Annotated in this window: 26 protein-coding genes and 1 pseudogene; 8 read left to right on the top strand and 19 right to left on the bottom strand. The window is 67.3% G+C overall.

Going from position 1 to position 22030, the window contains the following annotated elements; translation table 11 throughout:
• Positions 1 to 8: 8 nt before the first annotated feature.
• The 5 genes and pseudogenes from F573_RS0105965 to F573_RS15225 all read right to left on the bottom strand — a co-directional run bounded on the left by F573_RS0105965 (position 9) and on the right by F573_RS15225 (position 1438).
• Positions 9 to 344 carry a helix-turn-helix transcriptional regulator gene (locus F573_RS0105965; protein ID WP_018870275.1) on the bottom strand — a complete coding sequence of 112 codons (336 nt, stop codon included), beginning with the start codon at positions 342 to 344 and terminating at the stop codon, positions 9 to 11.
• Positions 337 to 465 (bottom strand): type II toxin-antitoxin system RelE/ParE family toxin, encoded by a 129-nt coding sequence (locus F573_RS15390; RefSeq protein WP_231372039.1) that lies wholly within the window; start codon positions 463 to 465, stop codon positions 337 to 339. The genes F573_RS0105965 and F573_RS15390 overlap by 8 nt, the downstream gene beginning before the upstream one ends.
• Positions 462 to 602 carry a hypothetical protein gene (locus tag F573_RS15385; protein WP_019021829.1) on the bottom strand — a complete coding sequence of 47 codons (141 nt, stop codon included), beginning with the start codon at positions 600 to 602 and terminating at the stop codon, positions 462 to 464. The genes F573_RS15390 and F573_RS15385 overlap by 4 nt, the downstream gene beginning before the upstream one ends.
• A gap of 99 nt (positions 603 to 701) precedes the next feature.
• Positions 702 to 1230, bottom strand: a pseudogene (locus F573_RS14820) (TolC family protein); the annotation flags it as partial.
• Between the two features lie 31 nt (positions 1231 to 1261).
• Positions 1262 to 1438, bottom strand: coding sequence for a hypothetical protein (locus F573_RS15225; RefSeq protein WP_019021828.1), 177 nt, complete (start codon positions 1436 to 1438; stop codon positions 1262 to 1264).
• A gap of 95 nt (positions 1439 to 1533) precedes the next feature.
• On the opposite strand from F573_RS15225, the gene F573_RS15030 reads away from it, so the two are divergent.
• The 5 genes from F573_RS15030 (at position 1534) to F573_RS0105925 (ending at position 4281) form a co-directional block, all read left to right on the top strand.
• Positions 1534 to 1713: a hypothetical protein gene (locus F573_RS15030; RefSeq protein WP_155986645.1), complete on the top strand. Its 180-nt coding sequence runs from the start codon at positions 1534 to 1536 to the stop codon at positions 1711 to 1713.
• A 13-nt stretch (positions 1714 to 1726) separates the two neighbouring features.
• On the top strand, positions 1727 to 2026 hold the full coding sequence (locus F573_RS0105940) for a nucleotidyltransferase domain-containing protein (RefSeq protein WP_018936842.1): 300 nt from the start codon (positions 1727 to 1729) through the stop codon (positions 2024 to 2026).
• Positions 2023 to 2526, top strand: a complete 504-nt coding sequence (locus F573_RS0105935) for a hypothetical protein (protein ID WP_019021827.1) — start codon at positions 2023 to 2025, stop codon at positions 2524 to 2526. The genes F573_RS0105940 and F573_RS0105935 overlap by 4 nt, the downstream gene beginning before the upstream one ends.
• 187 nt (positions 2527 to 2713) lie before the next feature.
• A complete protein-coding gene (locus F573_RS0105930; protein ID WP_019021826.1) occupies positions 2714 to 3646 on the top strand; it encodes a carbohydrate kinase family protein in 933 nt (310 codons plus the stop codon).
• Between the two features lie 146 nt (positions 3647 to 3792).
• Positions 3793 to 4281: a CZB domain-containing protein gene (locus tag F573_RS0105925; protein ID WP_019021825.1), complete on the top strand. Its 489-nt coding sequence runs from the start codon at positions 3793 to 3795 to the stop codon at positions 4279 to 4281.
• A gap of 11 nt (positions 4282 to 4292) precedes the next feature.
• Here the strand turns inward: F573_RS0105925 and F573_RS0105920 are convergent, their stop codons facing one another.
• The gene (locus F573_RS0105920; RefSeq protein WP_019021824.1) at positions 4293 to 5039 is read right to left on the bottom strand and encodes a DUF3581 family protein; all 747 of its coding nucleotides are present in this window, start codon (positions 5037 to 5039) and stop codon (positions 4293 to 4295) included.
• 26 nt (positions 5040 to 5065) lie between these two features.
• The gene (gene recQ, locus F573_RS0105915) at positions 5066 to 6964 is read right to left on the bottom strand and encodes a DNA helicase RecQ (protein WP_369773214.1); all 1899 of its coding nucleotides are present in this window, start codon (positions 6962 to 6964) and stop codon (positions 5066 to 5068) included.
• Between the two features lie 102 nt (positions 6965 to 7066).
• Between recQ and F573_RS0105910 the strand changes: the two genes are divergently transcribed.
• From F573_RS0105910 to F573_RS0105900, 3 genes are read left to right on the top strand one after another with little or no spacing between them, the layout of a single operon-like run.
• Positions 7067 to 8884, top strand: coding sequence for an ABC transporter ATP-binding protein/permease (locus tag F573_RS0105910; RefSeq protein ID WP_019021822.1), 1818 nt, complete (start codon positions 7067 to 7069; stop codon positions 8882 to 8884).
• Positions 8885 to 8918: 34 nt separating this feature from the next.
• On the top strand, positions 8919 to 9362 hold the full coding sequence (locus F573_RS0105905) for a rhodanese-like domain-containing protein (RefSeq protein ID WP_019021821.1): 444 nt from the start codon (positions 8919 to 8921) through the stop codon (positions 9360 to 9362).
• A gap of 28 nt (positions 9363 to 9390) precedes the next feature.
• Positions 9391 to 11721 (top strand): bifunctional diguanylate cyclase/phosphodiesterase, encoded by a 2331-nt coding sequence (locus F573_RS0105900; RefSeq protein ID WP_019021820.1) that lies wholly within the window; start codon positions 9391 to 9393, stop codon positions 11719 to 11721.
• A gap of 5 nt (positions 11722 to 11726) precedes the next feature.
• On the opposite strand, the gene F573_RS0105895 is transcribed toward F573_RS0105900, so the two are convergent.
• The 12 genes from F573_RS0105895 to ilvB form a co-directional block, all read right to left on the bottom strand.
• On the bottom strand, positions 11727 to 12035 hold the full coding sequence (locus F573_RS0105895) for a hypothetical protein (protein WP_019021819.1): 309 nt from the start codon (positions 12033 to 12035) through the stop codon (positions 11727 to 11729).
• A gap of 105 nt (positions 12036 to 12140) precedes the next feature.
• Entirely contained in the window at positions 12141 to 12560 is a 420-nt protein-coding gene (gene arfB, locus F573_RS0105890; RefSeq protein WP_019021818.1) for an alternative ribosome rescue aminoacyl-tRNA hydrolase ArfB, read from the bottom strand.
• A gap of 8 nt (positions 12561 to 12568) precedes the next feature.
• Positions 12569 to 12883: a hypothetical protein gene (locus F573_RS0105885; RefSeq protein WP_026300821.1), complete on the bottom strand. Its 315-nt coding sequence runs from the start codon at positions 12881 to 12883 to the stop codon at positions 12569 to 12571.
• A gap of 231 nt (positions 12884 to 13114) precedes the next feature.
• Entirely contained in the window at positions 13115 to 14707 is a 1593-nt protein-coding gene (locus F573_RS0105880; protein ID WP_019021816.1) for a peptide chain release factor 3, read from the bottom strand.
• A gap of 78 nt (positions 14708 to 14785) precedes the next feature.
• Positions 14786 to 15583, bottom strand: a complete 798-nt coding sequence (locus F573_RS0105875) for a tetratricopeptide repeat protein (protein ID WP_019021815.1) — start codon at positions 15581 to 15583, stop codon at positions 14786 to 14788.
• 131 nt (positions 15584 to 15714) lie between these two features.
• Positions 15715 to 16194: a ribosomal protein S18-alanine N-acetyltransferase gene (gene rimI, locus F573_RS0105870; protein ID WP_019021814.1), complete on the bottom strand. Its 480-nt coding sequence runs from the start codon at positions 16192 to 16194 to the stop codon at positions 15715 to 15717.
• Positions 16195 to 16243: 49 nt separating this feature from the next.
• Positions 16244 to 16987: a uracil-DNA glycosylase gene (locus F573_RS0105865; protein WP_019021813.1), complete on the bottom strand. Its 744-nt coding sequence runs from the start codon at positions 16985 to 16987 to the stop codon at positions 16244 to 16246.
• Positions 16988 to 17001: 14 nt separating this feature from the next.
• Positions 17002 to 17808 carry a CDP-diacylglycerol--serine O-phosphatidyltransferase gene (gene pssA / locus F573_RS0105860; RefSeq protein ID WP_019021812.1) on the bottom strand — a complete coding sequence of 269 codons (807 nt, stop codon included), beginning with the start codon at positions 17806 to 17808 and terminating at the stop codon, positions 17002 to 17004.
• On the bottom strand, positions 17805 to 18476 hold the full coding sequence (locus F573_RS0105855) for a hypothetical protein (RefSeq protein ID WP_019021811.1): 672 nt from the start codon (positions 18474 to 18476) through the stop codon (positions 17805 to 17807). The genes pssA and F573_RS0105855 overlap by 4 nt, the downstream gene beginning before the upstream one ends.
• 42 nt (positions 18477 to 18518) lie before the next feature.
• Positions 18519 to 19535, bottom strand: a complete 1017-nt coding sequence (ilvC, locus tag F573_RS0105850) for a ketol-acid reductoisomerase (RefSeq protein WP_019021810.1) — start codon at positions 19533 to 19535, stop codon at positions 18519 to 18521.
• Between the two features lie 31 nt (positions 19536 to 19566).
• Entirely contained in the window at positions 19567 to 20061 is a 495-nt protein-coding gene (gene ilvN, locus F573_RS0105845; RefSeq protein WP_019021809.1) for an acetolactate synthase small subunit, read from the bottom strand.
• Between the two features lie 16 nt (positions 20062 to 20077).
• Positions 20078 to 21796, bottom strand: a complete 1719-nt coding sequence (ilvB, locus tag F573_RS0105840) for a biosynthetic-type acetolactate synthase large subunit (RefSeq protein WP_019021808.1) — start codon at positions 21794 to 21796, stop codon at positions 20078 to 20080.
• Positions 21797 to 22030 lie beyond the last annotated feature (234 nt).

Below are 22030 nucleotides of genomic sequence, written 5' to 3'. Positions count from 1 at the left end.
CCGGGCGCTCAAGCAAACAGATCGTCCAGGCCCACGCCGAGCGCATCGGCCAGGGCACGGGCGGTCACGATGGAGGGCACCTTTTTCTTCCGCTCGATTTCGTTCAGCATCGCGGGCGAGATACCGGCTGCGGAGGCCAGGGCGCGCTGGGATAGCCCCCGTTCTTCCCGCCAGAGGGTCACAAGGCTTTCTCCGGCCAGGTGACGTTCGACCGCGGCAAGGGGCAGGGTGGGAGCATTCCGCCGCTCGGCGATGACGGCCCGGTCTTCGGCATCCTCCAGACGCGCCAGCAGGGCCTCATACTCGCCCCGATCAAGAGTGATTTGCTCGGCCGTTTCAGTCATAGGCTTTGCTCCGATGGCGAATGGCGGTGACTTCCATGATGGTCATGGTGCCGTCTTGAAGGATCACGAACAGCACCCGGTAATCCCCGACGCGAAGTCGATATTCCTCTCGGCCTTTCAGCCCTTCACATTGTTCGCCAGGCTGTCCGGCTCGGCCGCATATTGCCGGATTTTTGCCAGGACAAGGTCGCTGGCCACTCCGGCCTTCTTCAGTTCCTTGATCGCTTTAGTCGTAAACCTGACGTCCATGTCATCCATCCCTTACTCACGGCAGTATTCGCTCCAAGCGAACACCATGTCAAGACTGGAGTACCTCGAGAGATCCTGCCCCACCGTCGGGGAAATAAACCTCGCACCTCAGTCGGCGATGACACGGGTCCCGGCCTGCACTTGGTCGCCCGGTCGAGTCACCACCCGTTCCCCGGCCTCCAGACCCTCGCGGATCTGCGTGGTGAAGTCGCTGCGGCGGCCGACCTCGACCCGGCGCGGCCGCGACCGAGCCCTCGCAGCAGCGGTGCCGGTGCAGCACCACGCCGCCAGCCGGCGCACGCACGGCCAGCGATTCGGCTTCCTCCTCGCTGCGTTCGCCGGTGGCGATGTCGAGGATCACCCGCGCCGCCTCGACCTCGCTGCGTGCGACCTCCACCGCCGACTCGCCTGCCTCCACTGCCGAGCGGGCGCGATCACGCCGGGTCTCCACCCGCTCCAGGTCGCTGGCGGACACCGCCCCGTCCTCGAACAATTCGCGGTGACGCCGGTACTCCGACTCCGCCAGCCGCGCCTCGGCCCGCAGGTCCTCGAGGCTGGCCCGCGCCCCCTGCAGACGCGAACGTGCCGCGGCCAGGTGCTCGCGGGCCTGCTCGCATGGAAGATGACTTCGCGCCGGCCGGAACCGGCGGCCGGGGCCGGGATGGCGTTCACCCCGGAATCGACGTTACCCGCACCACCGGGGCCGGAGGTTCAGCCGCCGGGGCCGCCCCGCTGTCCGGCGCACCGGGCAGCAGACCGCCGCCGTTGCCGTCGAGGCCCGCCGACCACAGGCTCAGCAGCAACAGCAGGAGGATCAGGATCGGGATCAGGATGCGTGGTTTCATCGGACAGGCCCTCGCTCGCGGCAATAGCTCCATGCTGCCACAAAGCCCCCGGCACGGCGCTGCCCCGCTCCCGTCATCGCGAGTCGCAAAGCGACGTGGCGATCTCCATCCGAAGCCGCCTGTTCCTGCGTGCAGACAACTTTGGCCGATTGCCACGTCGCCTTCAGCTCCTCGCAATGACGGATCGCAATGACCGGGGCACGAACGGCGTCGCGCGGGCCGCCGGCACCGCCCGTGGCGGTCGCAATCGGCGCTTCATCCCGATGCTGCACTGATATACTTGGCCATATGCGCCTGTCCCCGGAACAGCAAACCGTCATCCGTCAGGAAGTGGCCCGTGCATTCGGCCCGGACGCCCGGGTCTGCCTTTTCGGTTCCCGCACGGACGACTCGGCGCGGGGAGGTGACATCGACCTGTACGTCGAGGCCGAGGGCACGCCGGACGAACTCCTCGAAAGCGAACTGAAGCTGCATGCCGCCCTGCAGCGGCGGCTTGGCGAGCGCCGCGTGGACCTCGTCGTCCATCGGCGCGGTACTCCCGCGCGGCCCATCGACACTCACGCCCGACGCACCGGACTCCCGCTGTGACCACCGATTCGCCTGCACGCCTGGCCCGGCTGCTGAACCTGGTCGATCGCGAAGACGAACACCTGCTGGGGGTACGGGAGCGGCTCCTCGCGGGTGATTGTTCGGTTTCCCCCGACCGTGTGCGAGGCATCCTTGCTGCCGACAGCGGCATCGACCGGCTCGAATCCTTCGGTGCCAAGTTCGGGCGGATGCAGGACACGATCATGGACAAGCTGGTCCCGGCCTTTCTCACCAGTGCGGGCGAGAAACCGGGACCAGCCATCGACAATCTGGCACGCCTGGAAAAGCTGGGGCTCATCGAACAGGCCGATGACTGGTTACAGATGCGCCATCTGCGCAACCGGCTGGTCCACGAGTACATCGAGAACCCCGATGACCTGGCCCCGGCCCTGCAACGCGCCTGTCATTTCACCGACCGAATGCACACCGATTACCAGCGCCTTCGGGGCTATGCCCGGGACCGCCTGGCGGTCGAGGTCCCCGGCAACACGGGAAACTGAAGCCCCCGCGGGTACGGGAGCGAGGGTCACGCGGCGTCGATTTGTTGTTTTGCGCCCAAATATTTACCCTGTGCGCACCGTCCGGCCCGCCGCAGACGCGCCGCGCACCCCGCAATCGCGCGCCGCAGGGCCGTTTTGACGCCACATCGGCGTCATCCGAACCGCTTCAACAACGCAAGGAGTCAACATGTCCGCTCTGATCTGTGGGTCCATGGCCTACGACACCATCATGGTGTTCCCCGACCGCTTCAAGAACCACATCCTCCCGGACAAGGTGCACATGCTGAATGTGTCCTTCCTGGTCCCGGACATGCGTCGCGAGTTCGGCGGCTGCGCCGGCAACATCGCCTACAACATGAAGCTGCTGGGCGCCGACCCGACCGTGATGGCCACCGTGGGCGGCGATTTCACCCCGTATGCCGACTGGATGGACCGCCACGGCATCTCGCGCAAGTTCGTCAAGGAGCTGAAGGACACCTACACCGGTCAGGCCTTCATCACCACCGACCAGGACGACAACCAGATCACCGCCTTCCATCCGGGCGCGATGGGCTTCTCGCACCAGCAGAAGGTCACCGACGCCGACGGCATCAAGGTCGGCATCGTCTCCCCGGACGGCCGCGACGGCATGATCGAGCACGCCCAGCAGTTCGCCGACGCCGGGATCCCGTTCATGTTCGACCCGGGCCAGGGTCTGCCGATGTTCGACGGCGACGACCTCAAGCGCTTCATGGAGAACGCCACCTATGCCGCGTTCAATGACTACGAGGCGCAGCTGACCGCCGATCGCACCGGCATGAGCATGGAGCAGCTGGCGGAGATGGTGGACGCGATGATCGTTACCCGTGGCGGCGACGGCTCCGACATCTACACCGGCGGCAAGAAGATCACCATCCCGTCGGTGGAACCGGCCGCGATCAAGGATCCGACCGGCTGCGGCGACGCCTACCGTGCCGGCCTGCTGTTCGGTCTGGAGAAGGGCTACGACTGGGAGACCACCGGCCGCATCGCCTCGCTGATCGGCTCGATCAAGATCGCCCATTCCGGCACTCAGAACCACCACTTCTCGGCCGAAGAGTTCGCCGACAAGTTCGAGAAGGCCTTCGGCTACCGCTACTGAGGCAGCCCCTCACCGGATCCGGCCGCGAGAGCCGGGTCCCGGCGAGCTTCCGGCCCGGGCTCCCCTTGGGGGGCCCGGGCTTTTTTTGTGATTCCTTCAAGGATTAAATGGATTTTTTTATTGTGGGAAATCGTTCCGGTTCCCGTATGGAACACCGACTCATTGACGAGGACAACGACATGGAAAAGCAGGAAGTCCTGGACCGTCTGCACCAGGCCAAACGAGCCCACCTCGCCTGGGTCGGCCGCGCCGAACTCCTCACTCAGGGCGTGCCGGTGGAAAAGGACCAGATCCCCGTGCTGCACACCGACTGCCCGTTCGGGCAGTGGTATTTCAGTGACGGTCAGGCGCTCAACGATTTTCCCGAGTTCGAGTCGATCGACGAGGCCCACCGCCACCTGCATCAGGCGTACGCCGAGATCTTCAAGCTGGTCACCGAGGAAGAGAACGCCTCGATGTTTTCGAAAATGCTGGGTTTCGCCCGGCGCCAGCACGAGCGCAACGAACCGCTGATCCGGATGCACATGGAGGCACTGGAGGAGGCCTCGCGCAGCGTGGTGCACCACCTCGACGCGCTGGAGAGGAAGATCCGGGAGATGGACGAGGAACGGTTCGAGGAGGCGGTGCGCACCTGACCCCCGCCGGGTCAGGCGGTTGCCGACCCCGCCTGCGCCCAGGCCGCCTTCCAGCTCTCGTAGTCCGCGACCAGCTGCTCGACATCGGCCTCGTCGAACGGCCGCAGGCCGCTCAGGACCAGGTGCTTGCTGCCCCGAGCGACCACCGCCCCTTCGGTCACCAGCTCGTAATCCAGGCGGATCTCGCCGCGCTTGCCGTTGACCGTCATGACCGCGTCCTTCAGGCGCGGCTCCGGCACGGCGGCCGCGGCCGCCAGCGGCTCGGGCAGTTCGAACCCCATGCGCTCGTACATCACCAGCGGACGTTTGGGGTTCACCATCACCTGATGCTCGCGCATCAGCGGCACCAGCACGTGCGGGAAATTCTGTCCGGAGAACGACACGTAGCTGCGAATCAGCGACTCGATCGCGGCCGGGTCATCAACCACCGCCCCCGAACGTTCGATCTCGATCACGCTCTTGCCATTCTCGTCGGTGATCGCCACCCGTTCGCCGGGGTTCTCCGGGAAATGCACCGGGGCGTTACCGCCCACCATGCCGGTAAAGCGAAAGTTCATCGAAGCGCTGGCCCCCCAGGCATCCAGGGCCAGGGCGAACAGCAGATCGCCGGGCACGCAGAACCGCCGCGAATCGGCGTCATGGATGGGGTTGAAGTCCCCCGCCACGGTCTTGGCAAAGCGGCTCCCCTGCTCCGGGGTGACCACGAGCTGCCCGTCCCGATAGCGATAGAAATCTTCCAGAAATGATATGCGGGTCACTCGACTCTCCCCGAACTTCGTTCTCGTTATTCCCGGACTTCCAGTCCCAGGTGTTCGCGGATCGCTGCCAGGAAGGCCTCGCCGTAGCGATCCAGCTTGTGCTGCCCGACCCCGGAGATGCCCAGCAGCTCGTCCGGAGTGCGCGGTGTGCCGGCCACCATCTCCAGCAGGGTGGCGTCGTTGAAGATCACGTAGGGCGGCACGCCCTGATCCGTCGACAGTTTCTGCCGCAGCCTGCGCAGAGTGTCCCACAAGGCCCGGTCTTCCGCATCCAGACCGGCAACCGAACGCGCGGTTTCACCCCGCGAGGGTTGTGCGGGCCGCGCCCCGGCGGCCTCGTGACGCAGGTGCAGGGATTCCTCGCCACGCAGCACGGCGCGACACCCGGGGTCCAGGCGCAGCCCGCCATAGCCCTCGGGATCCAGCCGCAGCAGGCCGCGCGCCAGCAGCTGACGCACCAGGCCGCGCCACTGGCGTTCGTCCAGTTCGCTGCCAATGCCGAAGGTGCTCAGCCGGTCATGGCCCAGCCGGGTGAGGCGTTCGCTGCGGCTGCCGCGCAGCACCGCGATCACGTGGCCCGCACCAAAACGTTCGCCGGTGCGATAGACGCAGGAAAGCAGTTTCTGCGCGGCCACGGTGGCATCCCAGGTGGCCGGTGGATCCTGGCAGTTGTCGCAGTAGCCGCAGGGCTCGGGCAGGGTCTCGCCGAACCACGCAAGCAGGGCCTGACGGCGGCAGGTGGTGAGTTCGCTGAAGCCCAGCATGGCCTCGAGCTTCTGCTGCTCGATGCGCTGGCGCTCCTCGCCGGCCTCCGAGTCCTGCAGCATCTGCCGCAGCGTGACCACGTCCTGCAGCCCGTAGAGCATCCAGGCGTCGGCCGGCAGGCCGTCGCGTCCGGCGCGGCCGGTCTCCTGATAGTAGCCCTCGAGGCTCTTCGGCAGGCTCAGGTGGGCGACGAAGCGCACGTCGGGCTTGTCGATGCCCATGCCGAAGGCGATGGTCGCGACCATCACCACACCATCCTCGCGCAGGAAACGGCGCTGGTGCTCGGCGCGGGTCGCCGCCGACAGCCCCGCGTGATACGGCAGCGCGGTCACCCCGCGCGCCGCCAGCCATTCGGCGGTCTCGTCCACCTTGCGCCGCGACAGGCAGTAGACGATGCCCGCCTCGCCGGGGTGCTCCTCGCGGAGGAAACGCAGCAGGCGTTCGCGCGGCGGTCCGGACGCGCCGTCGGCCGCCGCGACGCGATAGCGGATGTTGGGCCGGTCGAAGGAACTGACGAACATCCGCGCCGACTCCAGGCGCAGGCGCTCGCGGATCTCCTCGCGGGTGGGTTCGTCGGCGGTGGCGGTCAGGGCGATGCGCGGCACCGACGGGAAACGCTCCGCCAGCACCGCCAGGCGCCCGTATTCCGGTCGGAAGTCGTGCCCCCACTGCGACACGCAATGCGCCTCGTCGATCGCGAACAGCGCCAGCTCCAGCCCTTCCAGACGATCCAGCATGCCGGGCGCGAACAGCCGCTCCGGCGACAGATACAGGAGATCCAGCTCCCCGGCGTGCAGCGCGGCCAGCACCCCGCGCGCGGTGGCCTCGTCCTGGCCCGAATCCAGCCCGGCCGCGGCCACGCCGTTCTGCCGCAGGGCCTGCACCTGGTCCTGCATCAGCGCGATCAGGGGCGAGATGACGATGGCGCAGCCGTGCCGCGCCAGCGCCGGGATCTGGTAGCACAGCGACTTGCCGCCGCCGGTGGGCATCAGCACCAGGGCGTCGCCGCCCCCGGCGACATGCTCCACCACTGCCTGCTGCTGTCCGCGAAAGGCCTGGTACCCAAACGTCTCGCGCAGGATGGTTTCCGGGGCGCTTCCCTGCGCCGGTGTTGCTGCGGTCTGATTCCCTTCCACCGGAGTGTCCACCTGCCTTGCCATGAAGCTGTTCAGACTGCCCCAGGCCCCGCGCCGGGCGCAAGAACGGGCAGCTTCCCGGTGTGCATAGTAGGCTACGCGCTCCCTTCATCCGGGTGACTTTCCATGCGCGGTTTCGGCTCTTCGGTCCACGACGCTCCCGACAACGCGATCAACTGGCGCATCGTACGCAGCCTGCTGCCGTACCTGTCCGAGTTCCGCGGGCGGATGTTTCTGGCGCTGGGGCTGATGGCGCTGGCCAAGCTGGCCACCGTGACGGTGCCGATCGCGCTGAAATACATCGTCGAGCATTTCGAGGAGGCCGGCGCGGAGGCCCTGGTGACCGTGCCGGTGGCGCTGGTGCTGGGCTACGGCCTGCTGCGCTTCGGCGGGACCTTCTTCGGCGAGCTGCGCGACGCGGTCTTTGTGCGCGTGGCCGAACGCGCGATGCGGCGCGCCTCGCTGCGAGTCTTCCAGCACCTGCACCGGCTGGAGCTGGGGTTCCATCTGGCACGCGAGACCGGCGGCCTGGCCCGCGACATCGAGCGCGGCACCAGCGGCATGAGCTTCCTGCTGCGCTTCATGGTGTTCAACATCCTGCCGACCCTGATCGAGATCCTGCTGGTGGCCGGCATCCTGCTGTTCGCCGTCGGCCCGGTGTTCATGTTCACCGTGCTGGTCGCGGTGGCGGTCTACGCGGCCTTCTCCATCTGGATCACCGAATGGCGCACGCGCTTCGTGCGCGAGGCCAACCAGCGCGACAACGAATCCAATACCCGGGCGATCGACAGCCTGCTCAACTACGAGACGGTCAAGTACTTCGGCAACGAGGATTTCGAGGCCGACCGCTACGACCGCGGTCTCGCGGCCTGGGAACAGGCGCGTACCAAGAACGTGCTGTCGCTGGTGCTGCTCAACTCCGGGCAGGCCCTGATCATCGCCGCGGCGATCACCGTGATGATGCTGCTGGCCGCCGCGCGGGTGGCCGACGGCTCGATGTCGCTGGGCGATCTGGTGATGGTCAACGCCTACATGATCCAGCTGTTCATCCCGCTGAACTTCCTCGGCTTCGTCTATCGCGAGATCCGCCAGTCGCTGGCCAACATCGAGCGCCTGTTCGGCCTGCTGGAGAAGCCCGTGCAGGTCGAGGACCGCCCCGATGCCCCGGACCTGGAGGTCGGCGCCGGGCACGTGCGCTTCGAGCACGTGGATTTCCACTACCAGCCGGACCGACCGATCCTCGAGGACGTGACCATCGACCTGCCGGCCGGGAAACGGGTCGCGGTGGTGGGCCCCAGCGGCGCCGGCAAGTCCACCCTGTCACGGCTGCTGTTCCGCTTCTACGACGTGACCGGCGGGCGCATCACCATCGACGGTCAGGACCTGCGCGACGTGACCCAGGCGAGCGTGCGCCGGGCGATCGGCATGGTTCCGCAGGACACCGTGCTGTTCAACGACACCATCCGCTACAACATCGCCTACGGCGACCCCTCCGCCAGTGACGCGGCGATCGAGCGGGTGGTGCGCCTGGCCCATCTGGAGGGCTTCGTCGCGCGCCTCCCCGATGGTCTCGACACGGTGGTGGGCGAGCGCGGCCTGAAGGTGTCCGGCGGCGAGAAGCAGCGCATCGCGATCGCCCGCATGCTGCTGAAGGACCCGCCCATCCTGGTGTTCGACGAGGCCACCTCGTCACTGGATTCCGACACCGAGAAGGGCATCCTGCAGGCGCTGGACGAGGTCTCCGCGCGCCGCACGACACTGGTGATCGCCCACCGCCTGTCCACGGTGAAACACGCCGACCGCATCGTGGTCCTGGATCAGGGGCGGGTCGTCGAAACCGGCACCCATCGGGAACTCCTCGCCCGCAACGGCACCTATGCACGCCTGTGGCAGCACCAGCAGTCCGAGGCGGGTGACGCCTCGGAGTTCACGGACAACTCGTGATACATTGACCCAAAACTCGTGAACCGCGGTGGCGATGAACCCACTGATCCTCCTGCTCTGGTGTCTGCTGGCCGTCACGGCCATTGCACCCGCAGCGGCCGATGAGCCGTATCGGGCGCCGGAGGCCATCGCGGACACCACGCGCGTCGACGCCGACGGCGCCTGGAGGCTGTTTCGCGAGGGGGTTCCGTTCGTCGACGTGCGCCTGTCAGCCGACTATCGCGCCGGCCGCATCCCGGGCGCAACCAACCTGACCATCATGCGCGACGCGGACGACCCGCGGAACCGCTTCACCCGCGAGCAACTGCTCGAAGTCGCCGGAGGCCGGGACCGGCCGGTGGTCGTCTACTGCAACGAGTTCGACTGCTGGCGTACCGAAGCCGCCATCCGCCGCGCACTGGAATGGGGCTTCGACGACCTCCACTACTTTCCCGGCGGCTACCCCGAGTGGAGCCGCCGCAACTACCCCTTCGAATGAGATGGGAACCGGAGCGGAGGCGCGGGTGATGCCACTGCGAACGGCCATTGCACTGGCTGCTTTCGCCGGTCTGGCCCTGCTGGCCGCCGCCCTGGCTACCGGTGCCCATCTGGCCCTGCAGCAGGCGGACCAGCGGCTCGACCGCTTTGCCATGGAAACCCAGGAAGCCGCCTGGCAACAGGTGCTGGAGGCCGAACTGCAGGCGCTGCGCAGCGAGGCCACCGCGATCACCCGCAACCGCGCGCTGCGCGAGGCGCTTGCCGGCGACGAGCCGGTGGCGGGCTATGCCGACCCGCTGCACAACCGACTGACCGCCGCGGGCGTCGCCAGCGGCCTGGTCATTTATGACGCCGACGGCGAACGCCGGTTTGACTCCGTTCTCGAGGACGCCACCGAGTTTCCGCTGGCGCGGGCCACGCTGGACGACGGCCGCATCCACCAGGGCCTGCACCGCACTCCGGAGGGGCACTATTTCGCCGGTCTGACCATCCCCCTGTACGACCAGGGACAGCTGGTCGGCGTGGTCGTACCGCTGCAATCGCTGGCCGGGTCCGCCCTCGACACCCTCGCGGTCAAGGCGGATACCCGCGCCGTGCTGCTGGACGCCGGGGGGCGGGAGGAACACACCGCACCCGCAGCGGCCCTGCCCAACCCCGGCCCCATGCTGAACCGGGCCGCGGCACGACGGACGACCACGGGCGGGCGCCATGAACTCGCGGTACATCTCCCCCTGACCCCGTTCGGCCGCGAGGACGTCACGGGCAACATCGTGGTCATCCGCGACATTACCGACTCGGTCACGACCCAGCGCTTCATCAATAACGCCACGCGCGCCGGGGCGATCATCGCCCTCCTCCTGATCGGCTGGGCGCTGTACTTCTGGCTGGGGCGCGCCCTGCGACCGCTGCGCGAGGCGGTGGCCACGCTGGAGGACGTGGGCCAGGGACGGTTCACCACCCGCATCCGCCGCGATTCGCGGCTGCAGGAAGTCGCCACCCTGCAGGGAGCCACCCTGGATATGGTGGAGCGGCTGCGGCGCATGCTGGAGGTCGAAGAAGATGCCCGCCTCGCCTTTCTCGATCCGCTGACCGGCCTGGCCAACCGCCGCCTGCTGCACGAGCGCCTGGACCACGCCATCCGCACCGCCGAACAGTCCGGGCGGCGCTCGGCCCTGCTGCTGATCGACCTCGACAACTTCAAGACCCTCAACGACACCCGCGGCCATTCGGTCGGCGACCGGCTGCTGACGCTGGTCGCACAGCGCCTGCAGGGGCAGGTTCGCCCGCAGGACACGGTGGCGCGCATCGGTGGCGACGAATTCGTGGTCCTGCTGGAAGAGCTCAAGCCCGATTCCGACCAGGCGGTCGCGGATGCCGGCGAGCTCGCCGCCAAATTGCTGGACCATATTCGGGAGCCGCTGATACTGGACCGGATCCAGCATGTCATCCAGGCCAGCGTCGGCGTCAGCGTGTTCCCGCAGGGCGAGGACACCAGCGAGGAACTGCTCAAGCAGGTGGATTTCGCGATGTATCAGGCCAAGCATCACGGTCGCGACACGATGCGCTTCTACGACCCGGAGATGCAGCGCCAGCTGCAGCGGCGGGCGGAACTGGAACGGGCCCTGCGGGATGCGCTGGATGCCGATGATCTGCTCCTTCACCTGCAGCCGCAGGTGGACACGGACGGCAACGTGATCAGTGCCGAAGGCCTGATGCGCTGGAACCCGGGCGACCCCCGGGAGGTTTCACCCTCCGAATTCATCCCCGTGGCGGAGCAGAGCGGCCAGATCCTCGCGATCGGCCGGGTGGCCCTGCGCCAGGCCTGCGAGCACCTGGCCCGCTGGCGCAACATCCCCGGCGCCGAGGCCCTGCAGCTCGCGGTCAATCTCTCCGCTCCGCACCTGCGCGATGCCCGGCTGCTCGACGAGGTGCGCCAGCTGCTGCACGAGACCGGCGCCCCGCCGCAGCGACTGACACTCGAGATCACCGAGAGCGTGATGGCCGAGGAATCCGAACAGTTGATGACCAACCTGCAGGAGCTGCGGGCGCTGGGCATCGGCCTCGCGCTGGACGATTTCGGCACCGGATACTCGTCGCTCGGGTATCTCAAGCGGTTGCCGGTGACCGAACTGAAGATCGACCGCTCCTTCGTGCGCGACCTCGAACACGATCCGGGCGACGCCGAGATCGTAACCACCATCCTGGCCATTGCCCGCACCATGGGGCTGGAGGTCGTGGCCGAAGGGGTCGAGACACCCGCCCAGCAGGAGTTCCTCGGACAGCGCGGCTGCAGACGTTTCCAGGGCTTCCTGTTCCACCGCGCCATGCCGGCACAGAGCCTGGAAGCGCTGCTGCCCTGACGAGCTCAGTCGCCGCGCCGCTGCCAGCCGGGGCTGCGCCGCCGACGCACCAGGTAGAGGGCCACCAGTGCCATCAGCACGTAGGCCGCCACGGCCAGCAGCATCACGCCCGCGCCGCCGAGCATGGCCGTGCGGTGACGCGGTCGCTGCAGCATGCCCCAGGCCAGGATCAGCGCCCCCACCACCATGCCGCCGACCACGGCAAAGTCGGGGAAGGGCGTCAGCATCGTCCAGTCGAATTCCACCCGGGTGAAGGTGTCCAGGAGCTCCGCCTCCGGATCGAACGCCTGCTCGTTGTCCGCATCGCCATTCATGCCCCGTCTCCCGCATAAATCCTGGATACACACGGAAAAGCATGCCCGAAAGCACGGAGCCATGCCCCCTCCGGATGCAGGGCATGCCGCGGAGGTAAGGGGGCATCAGTCGGGGTCGACGCGGCCGCGCAGGGCCTTCCTGCGCCCGCGCCGGGTCTTGGCGTCCAGCCGGCGCAGTTTGGCGGCACGGGGCGGTCGCGTCGGGCGCCGCTTCTTCACCGGCTGTCCGGCCTCGCGCAGCAGCTCGGCCAGGCGCTCGAGGGCATCCTCGCGATTGGCCTCCTGCGTGCGGTACTGCTGTGCCTTGATCACGATCACGCCGTCGCGGGTGATGCGCCGATCGCGCCGGCGCAGCAGGCGTTCGCGATAGACCTCGGGCAGACTCGCGGAGGCATGGATGTCGAAGCGGAGATGGATGGCGGTGGCCACCTTGTTGACGTTCTGCCCGCCGGCGCCCTGCGCGCGGATCGGCGTCAGCTCGATCTCCGCGTCTGGGATGGTCACGTTACCGGAGATCTTCAGCATCGGGAGGCTCAGCGGAACTCGCCGTCGACGATACGGCCGTCGTCGTCGAGTTCGGCGAAGAAGCGGCTGTTGTCGGTACGGTATTCGTGCGTCGCGATGTCGCCCGGGAGCACCAGCGTCACATCGGGATAGACCCGCCGGAATTCCTCCGGGGTGGGCCGGGTGTCCAGGAAGGCATGAAACGGCTCCATTGCCTCGACGGTGCCCGGACGCGGCTCGAACCCGTCGTCCCGGCCCTCGCTCTTCTGCAGCGTGCAGCCGCCCATCGCCAGCCCCAGCATCACAACCACCAGCACCGGGATCCGTTGCAATTTCACCGCCATGCCCACCCCCTCGGGATGATGAACCGTCATTGCGAGCCCCCGGGACCCGTCATTGCGAGCCCCCGGGACCCGTCATTGCGAGCGCAGCGAAGCAATCTCGGGACACGCCCGACGAAGCCGACCCGACCGGGAACCCAGTGGTTCCGGATCCCCATGACTTCGTCGCTTCGCTCCTCGCAATGCCCCGCACGTAGACCGCGCAGCGGGACGAATCCGTGCGCAGCCCGGGCGCTACTCCCCCGGCTGTCCGTGCTCGCGGGTGGCCAGGAAGCGGATCTCCGGCCATTTCTCCTCGGCCATCTGCAGGTTCACCCGCGTGGGGGCGATATAGACCAGATCCCCGGCATGGTCGAGGGCGAGGTTGTTCGCCGCCTTTTCCTTGAACTCCGCCAGTTTCTTCGGATCGTCGCTTTCCACCCAGCGCGCGGTCTGCACGTTCACGTTCTCGAACTGCGCCTCCACCTTGTACTCGGTGCGCAGGCGTTCGGCGACCACGTCGAACTGCAGCACCCCCACCGCCCCCAGGATCAGGTCGTTGTTCGTCAGCGGGCGGTAGAGCTGGGTCGCGCCCTCCTCGCACAGCTCCTGCAGCCCCTTGGTCAGCTGCTTCATCTTCAGCGGATCCTTCAGCTGCGCGCGGCGGAACAGCTCGGGCGCGAAGTTGGGGATGCCCTTGAACGTCAGATCCTCGCCCTGGGTAAAGGTGTCCCCGATGCGGATGGTCCCGTGGTTGTGGATGCCGATGATGTCGCCGGGATAGGCGGTCTCCACGTGTTCCCGATCGGAGGCGAGGAAGGTCAGTGCGTCCGGGATCTTCACGTCGCGGCCGATGCGCACGTGGCGCAGCTTCGCGCCCTTGTCGAAGGTGCCGGAGCAGATGCGCATGAAGGCGATGCGATCCCTGTGATTGGGATCCATGTTCGCCTGGATCTTGAACACGAACCCGGTGAACTTCTCCTCGGTAGGCTCGACCCCCCGTGAATACGCCGGACGCGGCAGCGGACCGGGGGCAAACTCGACGAAGTCGTCCAGCAGTTCCTCGATACCGAAGTTGTTGATCGCCGAACCAAAGAACACCGGGGTCTGCTCACCGCGCAGATAGGCGTCCGGATCGAACTCGTGGGAGGCGCCCTGCACCAGCTCCAGCTCCTCGCGCAGCTCTTCGGTCTGGGTCCCCAGGACCTCGTCGAGGCGCGGATTGTCGAGGCCCTCGATGATCTCGCCGGTGGACTTCTTGCCGCCCTGCTCCGGGTCGTACAGGTGCACCGCATCGCGGCGGATATGGTAGACGCCGCGAAAACGCTTGCCGGAACCGATCGGCCAGGTGACCGGGGCGCACTGGATCTTCAGCACGTCCTCGACCTCGTCCAGCAGTTCGATCGGCTCGCGCCCCTCGCGGTCCATCTTGTTGACGAAGGTCATGATCGGGGTATCGCGCAGACGGCAGACCTCCATCAGCTTGATGGTGCGGTCCTCCACGCCCTTGGCCGCGTCGATGACCATCAGCGCGGAGTCGACGGCGGTCAGCGTGCGGTAGGTATCCTCGGAAAAGTCCGCATGCCCCGGGGTATCCAGCAGGTTCACCATGCGCCCCTTGTAGGGGTACTGCATCACCGAGGAGGTGACCGAGATCCCGCGCGACTGCTCCATCGCCATCCAGTCGGAGGTGGCGTGGCGCGCGGACTTGCGCCCCTTGACCGTACCGGCGAGCTGGATCGCGCCGCCGTACAGCAGGAGCTTTTCGGTCATGGTGGTCTTGCCCGCGTCCGGATGCGAGATGATCGCAAAGGTCCGGCGGCGGGCGGTCTCGTCGACAAAGGACATCGGTCGGGTCCCGTACGGGGAGAAAGCCCGACATTCTAACGTATTCCGCCCGCCGCATTGGCGGCGGGCGGAAACGGTTCAGCGTACGGCGGCTTCGGTGCGCATGGCCGTGCGCTGCTCGGCAAGGCTCTCGCGCGCGGCCGCCAGCTCGGCCTCGCTCATGCGGGACTCCAGGCGTTCCACGTGCTCGGCATCGTCGCCAAGGCTGTACCAGACCCAGGCCTGGACGCGGTCGCGATTCACGCCGCGGCCGGCCATGTGCAGGCGCCCGAGCCCGCGCTGGGCCTGGGCGTTCCCCTGCTCCGCCGCGAGGACGTACCACTCGACGGCGTCGTCCACCGAGCGCTCGACCCCGCGCCCGGTCTCCAGCAGGTAACCCCAGTGATACTGGGCGGAGGCCAGCCCCTGACCGGCCGCGCGTTCGATCCATTCCGCGGCTTCGGCCGGATCGGCCGATTCGTCCGCCAGCAGGTCGCGTCCGAGGTGATACTGGGCATCCATGTCGCCCAGTTCCGCCGCGCGACGGTAGTGTTCGTCGCTTTTCTCCGCGTCCACGGGGACCCCGCGTCCGGTGGCATGGAGGTAGCCGAGGAAGTAGTGCGCGCGCGCATGCCCCTGCTCGGCGGCCCGCGCGAACCATTCGGCCGCCGCCGCGTCGTCCTGTTCGGTGCCACGCGCGGTGTAATGGGCCATGCCAACGTCGAACTGCGCGTCACGGTCACCGCGCTGCGCATTGCGTTCACGGATTCCGAACCAGACGCCCAGCAGTTCCTGCTGGCGTTCGGCTTCGTCGTAACCGAATTCGGTGGCCGCTGTTTGGCCGGCAGTCAACAGGAGCGGCAGGGCCGCGGTCAGGGCAAGAAGGGACTTTTTCATCACAGCCTCGATACGGAACCGGTCGTAAGACCCTGAGAATAGACACATGCCCGTGGAACCGCAAAACCGGCAGTGTATTTTTGCGCATTCGGACCGCAGAATGCGCCAGGGAAACGCTGATCAGCGTTTCCCTAGGCCCCCGCAGGTTCCTCGCAGCTGCGGCGCAGCACCCAGGCATCCTCGCGGCCGCTGGGAAGCGGGTAGTAACGCGGCCGGGTGCCAATGTGCTCGAAGCCCTCCGAGCGGTAGAGCTGCACGGCCGCGGCGTTGGAAGGACGCACCTCGAGGAACAGGGCCTCGGCGCGTTCAGCGCAGGCACAGGCCAGCAGCCGGCGCAGCATGAAGCGCCCCAGCCCGTAGCCCTGCCAGCGCGGATCCACCGTCAGATTCAGCAGATGCGCCTCGCCGGCGGCCACGGTCAGGATCGCATGCCCCACCTGACGGCCATCGACGGACAGGATCCAGCCGTCGTAACCGACCTTCAGGCAGTCCTGGAAGATCCGCGCGGTCCAGGGATAGTCATACGCCTGACGCTCGATCACCATCACGCGATCGATGTCGGCCAGCTGCATGCGCCGCAGTTCGGGTCGGGTTCGGGCTTCGGCACTCATCGGTCATCTTCCCTCGTGCAGGAGTCGACCCCCGGATGGAGCCGGTGGTTCAGTCGGTGGCCGCGGACGGCAGGCACGCACGCGCCCGCTGCAGGTCCTCCCAGGCACGCGCCTTTTCCCGCGGCGAACGCAACAGATAGGCCGGATGCCAGGTCACGACCAGCGGAATGCCGCGATACTCGTGGACGCGCCCGCGCAGGCGCCCCACCGCGGTCTCGGTCTCCAGCAGCTGGTGCGCCGGGACCCGCCCCAGCGCCACGATGACCTCCGGGGCGATCGCCTCGATCTGGCGATCCAGGAAACCGCGGCAGGCCCGTGCCTCCTCCGGCTTCGGATCCCGATTGTTGGGCGGCCGGCACTTCAGGATATTGGCGATGAACGCGTCGTGCTCGCGATCCAGTCCCAGCGCCGCCAGCATGTTGTCCAGCAGCTGCCCGGCCCGCCCGACGAAGGGCTCGCCGCGACGATCCTCCTCGGCACCCGGGGCCTCGCCGACGAACAGCCAGCGGGCGCCGGTATCGCCCACCCCGAAGACCGTCTGCCGCCGGCTGGCCGCGAGCTCGCTGCAGGCAGTGCAACCCGCGACTTCGTCTCGCAGGGCCTGCCAGTCGATGCCCGTGGCCGCCACGGACGACTCCCGCGGCTCCTGCTCCACGGTCAGGCCGGCCCGGGGTTCAGGTGGTGGCTCCGGGGGCGCTTGCGGCGCGGCGCCGGTATCCGCCGACGGGCGCGCCCGCCACAACGGGATGCCCATGTCGGCGAGGATGCGCCGCTTGTGCCGCGAGAGTTCCACGCCCGCCTCCCCGCTCAGGCTTGCGGGGCACGGCCGCGACGCCGGTGGCGCTGCCAGCGCACCAGCGTCAGCAGCGGCCCGGACAGCGCGTACACCACGAACCCGGCCAGCAGCATCTTGGGCGGATCCAGGGCCGCCAGCATCAGCGCCCCGACCACGCCCAGCATGGCCAGGAACGGGACCCGGTGGCGGAAATCCATGTCCTTGAAACTGAAATAGGTCAGGTTACTGACCATTGCCGCGCCCGCGAGCACGGTGATGATCAGCACCGCCACCGCCCCGGTGTCCCCCAGCTCCGCGGCCATGCCGAGGTCCTCGACCACCCAGACGGTCCCCACCAGCAGTGCCGCACTGGCGGGACTGGGCAACCCCTGGAAGAAGCGCTTGTCGGTCACCGCCAGGCGACTGTTGAAACGCGCGAGTCGCAGCGCCGCCGCGGTGGCAAAGAAGAACGCGGCCACCCAGCCGAAGTTGCCCAGGTCCTGCAGCTGCCACAGGTACACCACCAGTGCCGGAGCCAGGCCGAAGGAGACCAGATCCGAGAGCGAATCGAACTGCGCGCCGAACTCGCTCTGGGTATCGGTCATGCGGGCGACGCGGCCGTCCAGCGTGTCCAGCACCATGGCCACGAAGACCGCGATGGCCGCGGTAATGAACTCCCCGTCGATGGCGGACACGATCGCCAGGAATCCGGAGAACAGGACCCCGGTGGTGAACAGGTTGGGCAACAGGAACACCCCGCGCCGCCGCCGCGAACGCGGAGGCTCGTCGTCCAGCTCGTCCTCGCCACGGATGATGTCGGGGTTTTCGTCGGGATTCATTCGGCCAGCTCCACGGCGCCACCCTGATCACCCGGCTCGCGCGGCGGGAGCCCGCCCAGCAGGGTCGTCCCCGCCAGCACGACCTGCCCCGGCCGCACCATCACGTGCGATCCCTGCGGCAGCCACAGCTCCGCACGTCCGCCGAAACCAGCAAAGCCGATGCGCTTGCCGCGCCCCAGCCGGTTGCCGGGCAGCACCTCCGCCATGCGGATAAAACGCGGCCAGTGCGTCACGCCGAGAGCCAGGGTCATGCGGTCATCCTCGTCGGTGGCCAGCGCGAACGCAAGCCGGCCGGCGAGCTGCGGGTCGGGCTCGCGATCCGTCTCCTGCCCCGGCCAGACGCGCTCGCGCACCTCGACCTCCTGCGGGGCATGGATATTGTATTCGCCGAGATAGCGCTGGCGCATGCGGATGCGCTCGGCCTCGCGCCCGGTGAACGGGTCGGTGGTGGTCTCCACCGATTCCACCACGCCGTCGACCGGGGCCACCAGGCCCAGCGCCTGGGCCGGCGCCCGGCGCCGCAGGTCGCGGAACAGGGCCATCAGGGCCAGCATCAGGATGACCAGGAACAGGCCCAGATCCGCCAGCCCGGACAGCAGCGTAATCACCGCCATCCAGGCGGTGACGATGACGAACAGGCGGCCTTCCTTCGCTACCGGAAACAGCATGTCCCCTCCGCGGCCCGCACCCGGGGCCGGTGGTGCCGCGGATCAGTTGCGCGACTTGTCGACCAGCTGGTTGGCCTGGATCCAGGGCATCATCGCACGCAGCCGCTCGCCCACCTGCTCGATCTCGTGGGCGGCGTTGCGGCGGCGATGCGCGGTCATGGACGGGTAGTTGGTGTCCCCTTCCTGGATGAAGCGCTTGGCGTATTCGCCGGTCTGGATGTTGTGCAGGGCCTCGCGCATGGCCTCGCGGGACTGTTCGTTGATGACCTTCGGGCCGGTCACGTACTCGCCGTACTCCGCATTGTTGGAGATGGAGTAGTTCATGTTGGCGATGCCGCCCTCGTACATCAGGTCGACGATCAGCTTGAGCTCGTGCAGGCACTCGAAATAGGCCATCTCCGGGGCATAGCCGGCCTCGGTCAGGGTCTCGAAGCCGGCCTTGACCAGCTCCACCGCGCCGCCGCACAGCACGGCCTGCTCGCCGAACAGGTCGGTCTCGGTCTCGTCCTGGAAGGTGGTCTCGATGATGCCGGTGCGCCCGCCACCGATGGCCGAGGCATAGGACAGCGCGATGTCGCGCGCCTTGCCGGAGGCATCCTGCTCGATGGCGATCAGGTCGGGAATGCCACCGCCGCGGGCGAATTCCGAGCGCACGGTGTGACCCGGCGCCTTGGGCGCGATCATGATCACGTCGAGGTCGCCGCGCGGCTCGATCTGGTTGTAATGGATGGTGAAGCCATGGGCGAACGCCAGGGTGCCGCCCTGCTTGAGGTTGGGCTTGATCTCCTCGCTGTAGAGCTTCGCCTGGTATTCGTCGGGGGCCAGCACCATGACCAGATCGGCGGCGGCCACCGCGTCGGACACGTCGGCCACCTTCAGGCCGGCTTCCTCGGCCTTGGCGCGCGAACCGGAACCGGCACGCAGGCCGACGGTGACGTCCACGCCGGAATCCTTCAGGTTGTTCGCATGGGCGTGTCCCTGCGAGCCGTAGCCAATGATGGCCACCTTCATGCCCTGAATGATGGAGAGGTCGGCGTCTTTGTCGTAATAGAGCTTCATTGCGGTTTCCTTGGCAAGCGGTGAAAGGTGTTCAGATCTGCAGCGCGACGTCGCCGCGCGCGATGCCCATGACCCCGGAGCGCACCACCTCCTGCACGGGGAAGGGCTCCAGGGCCTGAAGGAAAGCATCCAGCTTGGAGCCCTCCCCGGTGATTTCGATGACGTAGGTCTTTTGCGTGACGTCGATGATGCGGCCGCGGAAGATGTCGGCGAGGCGCTTCACTTCTTCGCGGTCGCCGGGTTCGTCCACGCGGACCTTGACCATCGCCATCTCGCGCTCGATATGCGGATAGGAGGTCAGGTCGAGCAGCTTGATCACGTCGATCAGCTTGTTCAGCTGCTTGGTGATCTGCTCGACGATCTCGTCCGAGCCGCTGGTGACGATGGTCATGCGCGAGAGCGTGGGATCGTCGGTGGGCGCGACGGTCAGCGATTCGATGTTGTAGCCGCGAGCCGAGAACAGGCCGGCCACCCGCGACAGGGCACCGGATTCGTTCTCCAGCAGGACACTGATGATGTGACGCATACGGAATCCTTCCCTGTCAGACCAGGATCATTTCGTTCTGACCGGCACCGGCCGGGATCATCGGGTAGACGTTCTCGGACTGATCGGTGATGAAGTCCAGGAACACCAGGCGGTCCTTCTGCGCCAGGGCCTCCTTCAGCGCGCCCTCCACGTCGCCCGGCTTGTCGACCTGGATGCCCACGTGGCCGTAGGCCTCCGCCAGCTTGACGAAATCGGGCAGCGCATCCATGTACGACATCGCATAGCGGCCCTGGTAGAAGAACTCCTGCCACTGCCGCACCATCCCCATGTAGCGGTTGTTCAGGTTCAGGATCTTCAGCGGCAGCTGGTACTGATAGCAGGTCGACAGCTCCTGCATGCACATCTGGATGCTGGCCTCGCCGGTGATGCAGCCCACCGTCGCATCCGGATGTGCCAACTGCACGCCCATCGCGAACGGCAGTCCCACGCCCATGGTTCCCAGACCGCCGGAGTTGATCCAGCGGTTGGGCTTGTCGAAGCCGTAGAACTGCGCCGCCCACATCTGATGCTGGCCCACGTCGGAGGTCACGAAGGCGTCGCCGCCGGTCAGTTCCCAGAACTTCTGCACCACAAACTGCGGCTTGATCAGCTCGGAATCGCGATCGTACTTCAGGCAGTCCTGGCCGCGCCATTCGCGGATCTGGTCCCACCAGGCCTTCAGCGCGTCGGCGTCGGGCTGGCCGCCGTTCTCGTCCAGCGCGCGGATCAGCTCGCGCAGCACCGGCTCCACCTCGCCGACGATGGGCACGTCCACCTTCACGTTCTTGGAGATGGAGGCCGGGTCGACGTCCACATGCACGATCTTCGCGTGGGGGCAGAACTTCTCGATGTTGCCCGTCACGCGGTCATCAAAGCGCGCGCCGATGGCAATCAGCACGTCCGCGTGGTGCATCCCCATGTTGGCCTCGTAGGTCCCGTGCATCCCCAGCATGCCGACGAACTGCTCGTCCGAGGCCGGATAGGCGCCCAGCCCCATCAGGGTGTTGGTGATGGGGTAGCCCAGCTTGCGAGTGAATTCGGTCAGCGCCTCGGAGCCGCGACCCAGCACCACCCCGCCGCCGGTATAGATCATCGGCTGTTTCGCCGACAGGATCAGCTCGATCGCGCGCCGGATCTGTCCGGTGTGGCCGCGGGTCTTCGGGTTGTAGGAGCGCATGTGGATGCTCTCGGGGTACTCGAACTCGCAGCTGTCGGCGGTGACATCCTTGGGGATGTCCACCACTACCGGGCCGGGCCGGCCGGTGGTGGCAATGTAAAAGGCCTTCTTGATGGTGGTCGCGAGATCCTTCACGTCCTTGACCAGGAAGTTGTGCTTCACGCAGGGCCGCGTGATCCCCACGGTGTCCACTTCCTGGAAGGCATCGTTGCCGATCATGCTGGTCGGCACCTGGCCGGTGAACACCACCAGCGGCACCGAATCCATGTACGCATCGGCAATGCCGGTCACTGCGTTGGTCGCCCCCGGACCGGAGGTGACCAGGGCCACGCCGGGCTTGTCCGAGGATTTGGCGTAGCCCTCGGCGGCATGGATCCCGCCCTGTTCGTGGCGGACCAGCACATGCGAGACCTGGCTCTGCTTGTACAGCGCATCGTAGATGTGCAGGACCGCGCCGCCGGGGTAGCCGAAAACCAGGTCAACGCCTTCGGCCTGCAGGCTGCGGACGAAGATTTCGGCACCGGTGATGGCGGTGGACGATGCAGAGGTCTCGGACATGACGGTTGTTCCTTACCAGGGGCTGTCGGGCGATCGTGATCCGAGCGGACACGCCGAATCAAAATAGCCCACCATACTAATATGAAATCGCCCGCGCTTCACGCCATACGGCGCGCCAGCGAGCACGGTCCACGTGAGGGGCGCAATGCCCTGGCATCCCCGCGGGCCTTCCCCGGCCGGGCGGAACCCAACGCCGGGGGCCCCGTCCGGAGATTGCCACGGCCCCTGGCGGGG

This window comes from Thioalkalivibrio sp. ALE23, assembly GCF_000378545.1.
GTDB lineage: Bacteria > Pseudomonadota > Gammaproteobacteria > Ectothiorhodospirales > Ectothiorhodospiraceae > Thioalkalivibrio.
Note: the sequence above shows the minus strand (reverse complement) of the source record. Positions and strands in the feature narration are given on the sequence as shown.